This window comes from Aerococcus loyolae (assembly GCF_002871915.2).
Classification (GTDB): Bacteria; Bacillota; Bacilli; order Lactobacillales; family Aerococcaceae; genus Aerococcus; species Aerococcus loyolae.
In genome coordinates, this window is record NZ_CP126958.1 from 1,807,835 (window position 1) to 1,820,637 (window position 12,803).

The following is a 12,803-nucleotide window of genomic DNA, read 5'->3' on the forward strand; positions in this document are numbered from 1 at the left end:
CTAGCCTCTTGTTTTACCTCCTGCGACGTTGATGGTTACTCCGGTAATGTAGGAAGAATGGTCAGATACTAAGTAAGCCACCACATCAGCCACTTCACTTAATTTACCGCTACGGCCTAAAGGAATTGTTGTTGTCTTAGAATAGCCGGCACGCAAGTCATCGACGGTAATGCCACGGGTATATGAGAGGGATTCTTCATAAGCCAAGGTTCTCAAACCAGTTTCTTCCAAAATCCCAGGCGCTACCCCAACTACACGGACATTGTGTTTACCTAATTCCTTCGACCAAGAGCGAGTAAATGAGTAAACCGCAGCCTTAGTTGCTGCATAAGGACTTTGGCCTTCAGAACCTTCGAGTCCAGATTCAGAACCCATGTTAATAATCACGCCTTGGCCCTTGTCTACTAAGATCCGACCCACCGCTTGGGCAACCAAGAAGACACCTTTTTGATTGATAGCTACCATTTTATCAAAAGTTGCATCATCTAGTTCATATTTTCCGTTAGGATCTTTAGGATCGACTAACAAACGAGGAACATTGATCCCAGCATTGTTCACTACAGCGTCAACCGTACCAAAGTGGTCCACCACTTTTTGAACACTGGCTTCCACATTTTCCCGGGAAGACACGTCAGTTTTGACGAAGAGTAAGTTATCGTGTTCAACGTGGTTATCTGAAATATCAAAGTTGGCCACCTTACAGCCATCATTTAATAATTCTTCCACTACAGCAGCCCCAATCCCAGAAGATGCTCCGGTGACAATAACTACTTTTCCTTCAATACCTAACCAATTTTCCATAATCGATTCACCTCTCTAAAAATTTTTTGTTCTTTTCTTTACACTTAGTATTGTAACGGTAAGCGCTGTCAAAATTAATACAAGGAATTTTCACCCGATGGAAAAAGTCTTTGATTAATCTTTAAATAAAAGCGCTGACATTTTTGATATTTCTAGTAAACTAGAGATAGTAGGAAGAAAAAAAGGCCTCCATGAGAGAGGCCGGATCATTAATCAGTGAAGAAAGGACGATTGCCATGAAATTGGTATTGGATACCGCTAATTTAGACAAAATTAAAGACTATGTGACCTACTTACCTGTAGAAGGAGTCACCACAAACCCCAGCATCCTGAAAAAAGCGGGTAAGATTGATGTGGTTAACCACTTGCAGCAGATCCAAGAAGTAATTGGCGCTGACAAGGATCTCCATGTCCAAGTCGTTGCCAAGGATTATGACGGGATCATTCGGGATGCCCATGCGATTCTTAAAGCTGTTAATGACCGGGTTTGCATCAAGATTCCAGTTAATAAAGACGGTTTACGGGCCATCAAGACCTTGAAAGCAGAAGGAGTCCGGATTACCGCTACTGCCATTTATTCCAAAATTCAAGCCTTGCTAGCAGCTGAATTAGGTGCAGATTTCCTAGCTCCTTACGTGAACCGCATGCTGAACTTGGATACCGACCCTTATGAAGTGATTTCATCAGTTTCTTACCAACTCGCTCGCAGCAACAGCCAGACTGAAATCATTGCCGCTTCCTTTAAGAATATCCACCAAGTCACCGCTGCCCTCGAAGCCGGGGCCCAGTATATTACTGTTGGCGATGACGTTGTGGACAAATTTGTGGAAAACGCTAATATAAAAAAAGCAGTCTCCGATTTCTCAGCCGACTGGACCGCTATGCATGACCGAGAGAGTTTTGTTTAGGGAATGGATGCGATGAAGACAGACCTTAAGCAAATCAAATTAGTTATCTTTGACTTAGACGGTACCCTAGTGGATACCGAGAAGATCTATCAAGCAGGCTGGCGGACGGTGTTGAAGGATTATAATACTAGCATTAGCCAAGACCAGCTCGAAAAAATGCGGGGAGGAACCCGCCAACATAATAATCGTTTAATCCAAGAGATTCTTGGAGGTGACGAGACCTTAGCTAAAGAAGCGCGCGAAAAACGGAATGCGTATTTTCAAGCAGTCATTAAGCAAGGAAAGATTGATTTAAAAGCGGGAGCAGTCGACTTGTTAGACCACTTGAAAGCTGCTGGTTTATCGCTCGCTGTAGCCACTTCTTCTCCCCTTGACCGCGGAAAGGATATTTTAGAAATTAGTGGTCTCATGCCTTATTTCGATTTCGTCATTTATGGCAATCAAATCGAACACGGCAAGCCTCAGCCAGATATTTATCTTAAAGTCTTGGAGCATTTCCAAGTCCGTAGCCAAGAGGCTGTAGTAATCGAGGATTCATTAAACGGCTTATTAGCTAGTAGCCGTGCCAAGCTAGCCACCTTTTACGTCCCGGAAATTCCTTTAAGAGATGGTGAATTTGACCAAGTGGATGAGCAGTATGTCATTGGTGTTTATAATTCTTTAATAGAAATAAAGGACGTATTCGATAAATAAAATACAAAAAAACCAGCGTCTACCGAAGCTTAGATAGCTTTAGTAGGTGCTGGTTTTTATTTTTTTACTTAAAGTTTGTAATAGCCTGGTAAAATCAAAGGAGCATATACTATTCTTTGATGCAATTCAAATAATTTTCAAGAAATAAGCAATTAATGATTATAAATATAATTTTTTACATCATATAAATTTTCAAAAGTTCCCTCAAAATACTCATTATCAACCTTCGATAATTGTGAATTGGTTAAAGAGATTTCTGGAACAAAAAAAGTTGATATTTTTGCTTGAGTGCCTGCTAATAATCCAGCGAAAGAGTCTTCTACAACTATAGCCTGCTCTGCATTTAAGCAAAAATGATTTAATACTTTAAGATAGATTTCGGGATCCGGTTTTCCTTGTTTGACCTGCTCACCATAAATAGCATATGAAACATATGGCGAAAAACCAAGAGTATCTAAAATTGTTTGAGCACGCTTTTCAGGCGATGACGTTGCTACAGCAATAGGTATTTCAGATTCATTTAATGATGTTATTAAACTCATCGCTCCATTTTTTTCATTTACATTTCCTGTTTTTAATTGATCATAAAAATATTCATCTCTTTTTTTCATGATATCTTGAACTTCTTTTTCACTACAATTTGCTAAATTCATTAGAACTTTATTATTATGATCACTGGTTTGACCAATCATAGAATTTAAAGTTTCTTGGGAAACATCTACATTATATTTTTCTAATTCTTTTCTCCAGCCATCATGATAAACGTAGATAGTATCTGCCAAGGTACCATCTAAGTCAAAAATTACCAATTTTATATCTTTAAAAGTTTCCAAAATTCGTACACTTCCTTCTATTTTTAGCTATCGATGACTCTAAAGTAAAGTAATCAAAAGGTGTTGACCACATCCTAAGTCAACACCTCATAAAGTGTAGTTATATTACTTTTAACCTTGTCCGTAATAAGCATTTTTACCGTGTTTACGGTAGTAGTGTTTATCTAAGTAATATTGTGGAATTGGTTTCTGAGCGTTTCTTGAAAGGGTTTCGGTTCTTTCAGCCATTTCGCATACCGTTTCAATGACCTTACCAACTTCAACAGATTTCATCGCTGAATCGCCCCAGGAAAAGGTCCCATGATTGCGTACTAAAACGCCAGGCACAGCTACTGGATCAATATCACGTTCTTTGAAAGTTTCTACAATAACATGACCTGTATTCTCTTCATAGGCTTCTTCAACTTCTTCTTCGGTTAGATCACGTGTGCAAGGAATAGGTCCGTAGAAATTATCAGCATGTGTTGTCCCATAAACTGGAACATCACGTCCTGCTTGCGCCCAAGCCGCACCTTGAATACTGTGAGTATGAGTGATCCCCGTTATCTCTGGAAACTCTCTAAAGAGCACAACGTCTGTAGGTAAGTCAGAAGAAGGTCTAAGACTATCTTCTTCTAGAACATTACCATCTAAATCAGTAACTACCATGTCTTCGGGCTTCATGGTCTCATAAGGAACACCACTAGGTTTGATAACAATAACACCAAGTTCTCTATTTATTTCAGCAACATTTCCCCAAGTAAGAGTAACTAAGCCATATTCAGGTAGTTTTAAATTAGCCGCACAAACATCTTCTTTCATTTGTTGAATAATTTCTTCTCTAGACATTGAAGCCTGCCTCCTTCATAATTGGTAGAACATAATCTTTTGCTTTCTTGATCTCTTCAGCGGGATCATCTGATGTTTCTGACCACATTTCTATCATAAATGTTCCGTGATAATCTAACTGCTTCAATGTTTTAAAACAGCCTAAGAAATCGACATCGCCTTCTCCAAAAGGCACTTCCTTAAATTTTCCTGGGTAATCATCAGTGACATTTTTCGTATCTTTCACATGCAGGGCTACAATTTCATCAATTCCCAATTCGAGTTCATAGGCAACATCATTTTCAGGCCATGCACTGATATTTCCTAAATCAGGATAGACCTGTAGCCATGGTGAATGAATTTGGCTTTTAATACGGTTAAATTTCGTTACTGAATTAATAAATGGATCATCCATTATTTCAATCGATAACATCACTTGCTTAGAAGCTGCCATATGAACAGCTTTTTTAAGATTTTCCATAAAGAAAGCACGGGAAGTTAATGTTTTCTCTTCATAATATACGTCATATCCAGCTAATTGAATGTTACGAACTCCCAAGTCAACAGCTAAATCAATAGCCTTTTCCATCATTTCTAAGGCATGCTCTCTAATTTTTGGATCACTCGATCCAAAAGGATAGCGACGATGTCCACTCAAACAAATTGAAAATATTCTAACACCAGTCTCATACATCGCATCGACTACTTTTTTGCGCTCTTCTTTAGTCCAATCTAAACGAGCTAAGCGCTCATCAGATTCATCAACTGACATTTCTACAAATTGAAAACCTAATTCTTTAGCTAGTTGAAGTCGTTCCAACCAAGTAATGTTTTTAGGTAAAGCTTTTTCATAAATCCCTAATGTTACCACAATATATCCCTCTTTTACTAATATATATGATTTATAACTACATAGAAGATAGCGAGTGTATTTGCTTTCCACCTTCATCAAAATTTTCAGGTGATAGCCATTTTAATATTCTCTTTTTATTTAAAGGCCACTCACTATCAAGCATAGAAAACCATGCTGTATCACGGTTTCTCCCTTTATAAATTTTTTCTTGTCTAAAAGTTCCTTCATATTTAAAACCTAACCGCTCAGCTGCATGCCAAGAAGCTTTATTCAAACTATCACACTTCCATACATAACGCCGATATTTCAATTTTTCAAACACATATTGAGCTAATAAAAATTGTGCTTCAGTTGCTTGAATGGTTTTCTGAAGATTCTTGCTATAAAAGACATGACCAACTTCAATAGCAAAATTTTTTGAATCAATAGATTGAAGTGCAAAACTTCCGTCAGCGTTTCTACTCTCTTTATCCACTATTACTAAATAATAAGGATCATCTGATTCTTCCATTTTTCTTAACCGATGCTCATAAGCAGCTAGATTTTTGGGGGGTAACTTACTTTGATAAGTCCATAATTCTAATGGAGATGATGGCCCTAATAAAGGATACAAGTCCTCGCTATGCTTAGAATAATTCAGTTTTTCTATTTGAACAGTATTACCATTAAGGCAGTGAATAACTGGAATTTCTTCTATTTCTTCATCTTCAATTTCGTCACCTATTGTTTGGTTAAATCGATTTAGTCTCATATCTCCTCCAAAGCAGAATAAAGGAAAAGTTCAGTGTAAATAAGTACAAAACACTGAACTTTCGAAAGTAATTATCTATCCCCAAATTTCTTTAATTTTATTTTGGAAATCAGTTGCTGCTTGAGCAGGATCATCGGCTTGTGTAATTCCACGTCCGGCTATAAAGCAGTACACATCGACTCCTTTAAAGAGATCTAAAATATCTACATTTAAACCACCAGTTACAGATACTTTGAAGCCCATCTCAGTAAGTTTTTTCACTTTATTAAGATCCTTTTCTCCCCAAGTTTCACCAGCTAGTAAAGCATCACGACTTTGATGGTAGATTGCTTGATCAATCCCAGCATCCAACCATTGTTGAGCTTGTTCATAGGTCCAATCACCATAAAGTTCAACTTGAACTGATTCAATTTCTTTAGCAGCAGCTTCCATGGTAGGAATAGTTGCTGAACAAATACAAGTCATAAAGTTAGCTCCTGCTGAGTTAAAGTTAGCAGCCACCGTACCACCAGCATCTGCACATTTTGGATCTGCAACAATTAATTTATCTGGATAAAGTGCGCGGAAACAACGTACAGCTTCACTACCTTCTTGTAATAACAAAATCGTTCCAGCTTCGATAATATCCACTATTTCACCCACAGCTTTAATATCAGCTAGAGCACTAGGTAAATCATTGTGGTCACAAGCAATTTGTAATTTAGGTAAGGACATTTTTATCTTCTTCCCTTTCTTTCATAAATATCTATCCAAATAGCCTATTCAGGTTTGAGGTCGCTTTCTTCAATTCTTTGTTTTACTTCTTTTGCTGACATGACGTTTTGGACACCAATAACTGTTACTCCTGATTTAGCCGCTTGGTCAAACATATTCACAAAGTTTAAAGGAGTAAAGACAACATCATAATTTTTAGCTGTTGATTTTCCTTCTGCAATTGAAGTATGGTTAATTGCAGTCACTTTAAAACCTAATTCTTCTAAGGCTTTTTGAGCACTTTTTTGTAACATTAAACTTGTTCCTGATCCATTGGCACATGATACTAATACACGCATGTAGAACCCTCCTCTTTTATTACTTACATCTCTTTATTAATCAAGTTAAGCTTTTTCAAATTTTTCTTTATATTGTTCGTAATCTTCTACTTCCATGAAATATCCTTCTGGATTCTTCCGATATTGTAATTGTGGAATTGCGAATAAAATAGCAATGACTACTACAATACCCACGTAACCTAAGGCTTTCATAATAATTGTAAATCCTGGCCATACGGTTGCCCAGTCCAACATTCCAAGGTATCCACCATAGGTAGATAGCCCAATCCAAGTTGCAAACAAGGCTGACCCAATAACTTGCACAATACCAGAGATAAATGGCAAGACAATGGCTGCTTTATAACCACCACGGTTGTTAGCAAAGACGCCAATAGCTGCATTATCGAAGAACATAGGAATGAATCCAGCAATAACAATTGTCGGTGAATTAAAGATTATTAACAAAGCGATCATTAAGAATTGCCCGATAGCACCTGATAAGAACCCTACCGTTGACGCATTAGGTGAACCAAATGCAAAAGTAGCAGCAATATCAATACCTGGCACAGCTCCCGGTAAAATTGTATTTGAAATACCTTGGAATGACTCCGTTAGTTCTCCAACGAAAGTACGGACACCTAACTGTAAAATTGCTAAATATACCGCAAAGTAAAGACAGCTTTGAATAATATAGAAGAAGAAGTTTTGTTCTGCTTTTAAAGCACCTAGTTCTACTAAATAAGGTTTTCCTAACACTGTTAGAATAATCCCAAAGAAGAAAAGCATTAGGATAGAGGTAGATACCATATTTTCATTAAAGATAGATAACCAACCTGGAAGTTGAATATCTTCCATTCTCTTTAATTCTTTACCATCTTTAGGTTTAAATTTTTCGGCTAATTTAGCAAAGAAAGTTAAACCAAACATTTGTTGATGGGCAACAGCGAAGCCCCCACCATCAGTTAAATCTTGACAAATACCAATAGTTAAGTTTGAACCTACAGCCCAATACAAACCTAGGATAATTGACATAATAATCAATACCCACCAACGATCCATCATTGGATAACAGAATAACATAATCCAAAATGCTGTAGAAGCTTGTTGAACTTGTACGTTACCTGTGGTGAATAGTGCACGTAATTTAGTTAGTTTGTTAAAGCGAACTAAAACAATGTTAACAATAAAAGCAATTAATAATAGAAGCATGACATCACCAAATGTACGTCCAAAGACTTCTTCAACACCCGCTGTAACAGCATTTTGACCAAAATACGGGTCAATAACCATCGCATCTAAATTGAAGCGGTCCTTTAAACCTACTAAAATCGGTCTAAAGTTACTAATCAAACCACTGGAACCTACCGTTAATATTAAATATCCACAAGTTGCTTTTAAAAAACCAGCTAAACAATCATACCACGGACGTTTTAAAAGGATATACCCAATTAAAACAATAAAGCCAATCATAAAAGCAGGCTGAGTTAAAATATTTTGAGCAAAGAATGTCCAAATAGCTAAAAGCCAATTTCCTAAAGTTTCCACCATATTCTCCCCCTTTTAGAGCAACTAAAGCAATTTTTTATAATCTTCTATACTATTTGTTTCTTTTAGTTTTTCAACAATATCTTCATCCATCAGTAATTCCATTAAATTTTGAATGTTCTGTAAATGCTCATCGGGGTCTTTAGCAGCTAAAGTAAAGAATAACTCCGCATAATGATCTTCTCCAGTATTCTCATCATGAAATTTCACTGGCTTCATATATTTAGTAAAACTTATTCCTGTACCTAGAACACCAGGATTTTCTGCTTGTGCGTGTGGCATGGCAATACCAGGAACAATTACAATGTAGGGGCCATTATCCTTAACCGATTGGACAATGGCATCTACATAATCTTTTGTAATTAAATTCTTTTCAATTAATTTGTCACAACTCACACGAACAGCTTCTTCCCAATCCTTAGGTTGTTTTTCAGGATAGTTTATCAATCCCTTGTCATAAAAATATTTCAGCATGTTCGCACGCAACTTTCTTATTTAAACTTTTTTAATTATAGGAAGGAATCATAAGGAAGATCATTTTCATAATCAAATGCGTCGTGGAATCCACGATCATACATATATTCAAAGTGGTCAGTATCGCCTGGATAATCATAACGCCCACCAACTTGCCATACAAATGGTTTAAATTGATAATTCATTCTGTCTTTACGGTATTTCCATAAGTAAAGAATTTCCTTAGGATCAGCCATAAAGTTAGACCAAATATCATAATGGACTGGAATAATAACATTAGTCCGTAAAGCTTCGCCCACTTTTAAAACATCTGATGATGTTAATTTATCAGTAATACCAATTGGGTTTTCACCATAGGCTACACAGGCAATATCAATATCGTGTTCTTTACCATGTTTTACATACATATTTGAATAGTGGGAATCTCCTGCATGGTATACAGAGCCACCATTAGTTTTCACTAAATAGTTTAATGCTAGTTCATCCATATCACGAACAGGTTTTCCTTTTAATGATTCCTCTGGATCATCAACTGTCAAGAGCATTGTACGGTCAAATGATTCTAAGCCTACAACTTCAACATCTTTAACCTTCACCGATTCATTTGGATGCAATACATGAATACGATCTTCTGGAACGCCCCATGAGATCCATTTATCGGCAACATCTTGAGGACCGACAAAAGTTGCGTTCGGGCAGTTCTTTGTAACTACTGCAGCAGTGGTTTGATCTAAGTGATCTGAGTGAGAGTGGGTCACACATAAAACATCAATATCTTTTACTTCAAATGGATCAATAACAAAAGGTTGATTACGACGGTTAGGTTGTAAATTACGTACCCCAGACATACGCATCATTTGATGGCCTTTTTTCATTTGTCCGGAACCAATCGTTTGTTTTCCTGTTTGATTCCACATATCGATAACAACATTAGTCCCTTGATCTGATTTAATCCAAATCCCCATATTTCCTAACCACCACATAGATAGGGTATTTTCTGGAACCTCAGCATTAGCAATTTCTTCATTTAACCAAGTTCCCCATTCAGGAAAAGTGTTTTTGAGCCACATTTCTTTAGTGATCTCATTAATATTCTTAGCAAAGTTAGCCATAAGGTATTCCTCCTAATTAATTTAATTTCCTTTGTTTACATGTTCATTATACGAATAAACAAAAGCGCTTACAACATATTATATGATCTTTTGCTTATTTTATGTTTGAATTTACGTTTTATTAATCTGTTTTAAATCTTTTTAAAAGTGTATGTTAATATATTATTAAATAGTTATCGAAAGGAGGATCAGTAATGAAAAATTCAATAGAAGAGATACAAAAACGACATAATAATATAGAGAAATTACTAAAATCTTCTCCTAATTCTGGAATCAAGGTGAGTGATTTAGCAAAAAAATTTAATGTTTCTACAATGACCATTCGAAGAGATTTAAATAAAATGGAAAAAATGGGTATTATAAAAAAGCACCATGGATATGCTATAATTAGCTCTAATTATGATTTTCATGACAGCAGCCCCACTAACTCAAATATTGAACGAATAAAAATATCAATAGGTGAGATGACAGCAAAATTCATTAAAAATGGTGATACTGTATTCATAAATACTTCATCTACTGCTTTATACGCATTGGATTTTCTTTCAAATAGAGAAATTACAATTGTTACTAACAATTTAAAAATTCACGAAAAAATACATAAAGAGTCCATTAACCCTGCTTCTAGCGCTATATTAACTGGTGGTGAACTTCGTCTTCCCAAAGAAGCGTTGACTGGTCAAATTGCAGAAGAAGCTATTTCTAAAGTATTTGCAAATGTTGCTATTGTTGGATGTTCAGGTTTTAGTTTAATAAATGGAGTTACGACGAGTAATGCCAATGAATCAAAAATTAATCGTTTAATGGTTGAAAAAACAAATGGATTAGTTATACTTGTTGCAGATTATAGAAAAATTAATAATGATTCTAATTTTTACGTATGTGGTTCTGAAAATATAGACATACTGATAACTGATGAATTTTGCGATAGTATGGCTATAAAAGAAATCGAAGAGTCAGGTATACAAGTAATTACAGTAACAGTTGATTCTAACATTTCAAAAGAAGAAATCGACCAACATTTCACTTAAATACATATTTATTTAACACATCGACATATTTACTCCTTAATTATTACTAAATACAGATATAAAAATAAAATTTCTATACAATAATTTATTAAAATAGTATATTTATAAAATTTAGGTATTGATTATTTAGCATTTTCTCCTAAATAGAAAAAATCTAATTTAGGAGAATTTTTATACTATTAAATAAAAAATAAACATAAAATGTATAATTTTTACTTAATATTCAACAATATCAATAATTTCCTATTTTTTTCATAATTTTTTAGGGCTCTATAATAATTGGTGCTGGTGAAGGCCATAGGCTCTTCATTGGCACATTTTTTGATATATAAAAGCTATGGAATGCCTATACTGAAAATACAAACCAAAACACAGAAAGGCGGATTCCATGACCCAGTGCAATTGTATACAAAATCTCTTTAATATAAAAGATAAAAATATAGAATTAAAAGAAAAAGTAGTAGACGAGAAAAAAGGAGACGTTTTCCATAAAATTATTTTTTGAAAATTAACCGATCAGCCTACTCATTGCCCACACTGTGGTCACACAAACGAAGCACATGCAGATATCGTTTAAAATGGTTTTTATTCAAGTGAAATTCTTCTCAATACTATCAATGGCAATCACCCGGTGACATTACGTCTTACGAAACAACGTTTCCTATGTAAACATTGCCGAACAACTTTTAATGCGAAACCTCCTTAAGCGAACAGGTTATGGCTATCCATTTACGCACAAGAATATTTCTGATTCCTCGATTAGTATGTAATCAATTTGACCTACGACCAATCACTTTTTAATAGGAGTCTAGTCCTTCTTTTCTATATTTCATCGATTCGCCACAGGCTTCTTTTTCGCCTGTGGCAGACTTCTTTCATTCTAGCGACTTTCACTGCATATAAAAAATGGTGTCCATGAAGAACGACAGCTCTCATTAACACCATCTCTTATACAATTATAATAAAGCATTGTATTAGAACTAAACTTTGTAAATTAATTTATTTTATGATATCAAAATATCTCTTGGAATAATGAAAAATGTTACCTTTTATCCCCATTAAAAATTTATATTATTTAAAATTATAATTATTAATATGACTTTACTGTTCGAAAACCTAAATTACTTGATGTCGTGTCTTTACGTACTCCATTCCTTCCCGCAATTCTATTCCTATTGCAATATGAAGGATGACATAAAAATGAGCCACCTTTCATAGCACAATAATCAAAACCCTTTTCTACACAAGTATTCCAGAACTGCTCGGAAGTTACCGAATTAAATTCATTTAAATCAATTTTAGGTGGGTTACAGCATAACTCCCAAACATTACCGATCATTTGATATAAACCAAATTGATTGCTTGGATATGTGTTAACTGGTGCTGTGCCCAAATATCCATCAGCAAGTGAATTATATACAGGAAAATCACCTTGCCAAACATTACACATGTACTTTCCATTTAATGTTATATCATTTCCCCAAGGATATTTGTCATAATTTGTTCCACCTTTGGCTGCTATTTCCCATTCTGCTTCAGTAGGTAGTCTTTCTCCTGCCCAAATACAATATGCAATGGCATCCTCTAGAGAAATATGCACCACAGGATGATCCATCCTTTTTTCAATATTAGAATCTTCTCCCTCAGGAGATTTCCAATAAGCCCCCTTTATTTCTAACCACCAAGGTAAATCTTTTATATGAACAGCTTTATTTTTTTGATCTTCGGAACATAGGGAGTGAAAAACATATGAATACCCTTTTTTTTCCGCAATAGTTGTATACCCTGTACTATCTACAAATTTTGAAAACTCTAGATTAGTTACTGTATATTTTGAAATTTGAAAACTATTCGAATAATAATATATATTTGGAGTTTCGACATCTGTTGCTAAGCCTATATTTTTATCATCTGTACCAATTCTATAAAAGCCCTCATCTATAGAAATCATATTTAAACTCCTT

At 35.3% G+C, this 12,803-nt stretch carries 14 protein-coding genes and 1 pseudogene; 4 read left to right on the forward strand and 11 right to left on the reverse strand.

Annotation, left to right across the window (positions count from 1 at the left end; translation table 11 throughout):
* On the reverse strand, nt 1-801 hold the full coding sequence (locus CJ190_RS08170) for an SDR family oxidoreductase (protein ID WP_070598331.1): 801 nt from the start codon (nt 799-801) through the stop codon (nt 1-3).
* 236 nt (nt 802-1,037) lie between these two features.
* Here CJ190_RS08170 and CJ190_RS08175 point away from each other — a divergent pair, with 236 nt between their 5' ends.
* Nucleotides 1,038-1,709 carry a fructose-6-phosphate aldolase gene (locus tag CJ190_RS08175; protein WP_070598333.1) on the forward strand — a complete coding sequence of 224 codons (672 nt, stop codon included), beginning with the start codon at nt 1,038-1,040 and terminating at the stop codon, nt 1,707-1,709.
* Nucleotides 1,710-1,721: 12 nt separating this feature from the next.
* On the forward strand, nt 1,722-2,402 hold the full coding sequence (locus CJ190_RS08180) for an HAD family hydrolase (protein ID WP_070598335.1): 681 nt from the start codon (nt 1,722-1,724) through the stop codon (nt 2,400-2,402).
* A 152-nt stretch (nt 2,403-2,554) separates the two neighbouring features.
* On the opposite strand, the gene CJ190_RS08185 is transcribed toward CJ190_RS08180, so the two are convergent.
* From CJ190_RS08185 to ulaG, 9 genes are all read right to left on the reverse strand, one after another.
* Nucleotides 2,555-3,235 carry an HAD family hydrolase gene (locus tag CJ190_RS08185; protein ID WP_070598336.1) on the reverse strand — a complete coding sequence of 227 codons (681 nt, stop codon included), beginning with the start codon at nt 3,233-3,235 and terminating at the stop codon, nt 2,555-2,557.
* 111 nt (nt 3,236-3,346) lie between these two features.
* Nucleotides 3,347-4,063, reverse strand: coding sequence for an L-ribulose-5-phosphate 4-epimerase AraD (gene araD, locus CJ190_RS08190; RefSeq protein ID WP_070598338.1), 717 nt, complete (start codon nt 4,061-4,063; stop codon nt 3,347-3,349).
* On the reverse strand, nt 4,056-4,913 hold the full coding sequence (locus tag CJ190_RS08195; RefSeq protein ID WP_070598340.1) for an L-ribulose-5-phosphate 3-epimerase: 858 nt from the start codon (nt 4,911-4,913) through the stop codon (nt 4,056-4,058). The genes araD and CJ190_RS08195 overlap by 8 nt, the downstream gene beginning before the upstream one ends.
* A gap of 37 nt (nt 4,914-4,950) precedes the next feature.
* Nucleotides 4,951-5,646, reverse strand: a complete 696-nt coding sequence (locus CJ190_RS08200) for a GNAT family N-acetyltransferase (protein WP_070598342.1) — start codon at nt 5,644-5,646, stop codon at nt 4,951-4,953.
* A 75-nt stretch (nt 5,647-5,721) separates the two neighbouring features.
* Nucleotides 5,722-6,360 (reverse strand): 3-keto-L-gulonate-6-phosphate decarboxylase UlaD, encoded by a 639-nt coding sequence (locus tag CJ190_RS08205; RefSeq protein ID WP_070598344.1) that lies wholly within the window; start codon nt 6,358-6,360, stop codon nt 5,722-5,724.
* 44 nt (nt 6,361-6,404) lie between these two features.
* Complete coding sequence (locus CJ190_RS08210; protein WP_070598345.1) at nt 6,405-6,698, reverse strand: PTS sugar transporter subunit IIB; 294 nt, start codon at nt 6,696-6,698, stop codon at nt 6,405-6,407.
* 45 nt (nt 6,699-6,743) lie between these two features.
* Complete coding sequence (locus CJ190_RS08215; RefSeq protein ID WP_070598347.1) at nt 6,744-8,225, reverse strand: PTS ascorbate transporter subunit IIC; 1,482 nt, start codon at nt 8,223-8,225, stop codon at nt 6,744-6,746.
* 21 nt (nt 8,226-8,246) lie between these two features.
* Nucleotides 8,247-8,696 (reverse strand): PTS sugar transporter subunit IIA, encoded by a 450-nt coding sequence (locus tag CJ190_RS08220; protein ID WP_070598349.1) that lies wholly within the window; start codon nt 8,694-8,696, stop codon nt 8,247-8,249.
* A gap of 35 nt (nt 8,697-8,731) precedes the next feature.
* Complete coding sequence (ulaG, locus tag CJ190_RS08225; RefSeq protein ID WP_070598351.1) at nt 8,732-9,808, reverse strand: L-ascorbate 6-phosphate lactonase; 1,077 nt, start codon at nt 9,806-9,808, stop codon at nt 8,732-8,734.
* A 194-nt stretch (nt 9,809-10,002) separates the two neighbouring features.
* Between ulaG and CJ190_RS08230 the strand changes: the two genes are divergently transcribed.
* Both CJ190_RS08230 and CJ190_RS09295 read left to right on the forward strand, forming a co-directional pair.
* The gene (locus CJ190_RS08230; RefSeq protein ID WP_070598353.1) at nt 10,003-10,839 is read left to right on the forward strand and encodes a DeoR/GlpR family DNA-binding transcription regulator; all 837 of its coding nucleotides are present in this window, start codon (nt 10,003-10,005) and stop codon (nt 10,837-10,839) included.
* Between the two features lie 388 nt (nt 10,840-11,227).
* A pseudogene (locus CJ190_RS09295) lies at nt 11,228-11,542 on the forward strand (ISL3 family transposase); the annotation flags it as partial.
* Between the two features lie 387 nt (nt 11,543-11,929).
* On the opposite strand, the gene CJ190_RS08235 reads toward CJ190_RS09295, so the two are convergent.
* Nucleotides 11,930-12,790: a formylglycine-generating enzyme family protein gene (locus CJ190_RS08235; protein WP_070598355.1), complete on the reverse strand. Its 861-nt coding sequence runs from the start codon at nt 12,788-12,790 to the stop codon at nt 11,930-11,932.
* Nucleotides 12,791-12,803 lie beyond the last annotated feature (13 nt).

Coding starts and splice junctions, on each gene's coding strand:
- CJ190_RS08180 (WP_070598335.1), top strand. CDS start 1,722: ATGAAGACAGACCTTAAGCAAATCAAATTAGTTATCTTTGACTTAGAC.
- CJ190_RS08175 (WP_070598333.1), top strand. CDS start 1,038: ATGAAATTGGTATTGGATACCGCTAATTTAGACAAAATTAAAGACTAT.
- CJ190_RS08220 (WP_070598349.1), bottom strand. CDS start 8,696: ATGCTGAAATATTTTTATGACAAGGGATTGATAAACTATCCTGAAAAA.
- araD (WP_070598338.1), bottom strand. CDS start 4,063: ATGTCTAGAGAAGAAATTATTCAACAAATGAAAGAAGATGTTTGTGCG.
- CJ190_RS08235 (WP_070598355.1), bottom strand. CDS start 12,790: ATGATTTCTATAGATGAGGGCTTTTATAGAATTGGTACAGATGATAAA.
- CJ190_RS08170 (WP_070598331.1), bottom strand. CDS start 801: ATGGAAAATTGGTTAGGTATTGAAGGAAAAGTAGTTATTGTCACCGGA.
- CJ190_RS08215 (WP_070598347.1), bottom strand. CDS start 8,225: ATGGTGGAAACTTTAGGAAATTGGCTTTTAGCTATTTGGACATTCTTT.
- CJ190_RS08205 (WP_070598344.1), bottom strand. CDS start 6,360: ATGTCCTTACCTAAATTACAAATTGCTTGTGACCACAATGATTTACCT.
- CJ190_RS08200 (WP_070598342.1), bottom strand. CDS start 5,646: ATGAGACTAAATCGATTTAACCAAACAATAGGTGACGAAATTGAAGAT.
- CJ190_RS08210 (WP_070598345.1), bottom strand. CDS start 6,698: ATGCGTGTATTAGTATCATGTGCCAATGGATCAGGAACAAGTTTAATG.
- CJ190_RS08230 (WP_070598353.1), top strand. CDS start 10,003: ATGAAAAATTCAATAGAAGAGATACAAAAACGACATAATAATATAGAG.
- ulaG (WP_070598351.1), bottom strand. CDS start 9,808: ATGGCTAACTTTGCTAAGAATATTAATGAGATCACTAAAGAAATGTGG.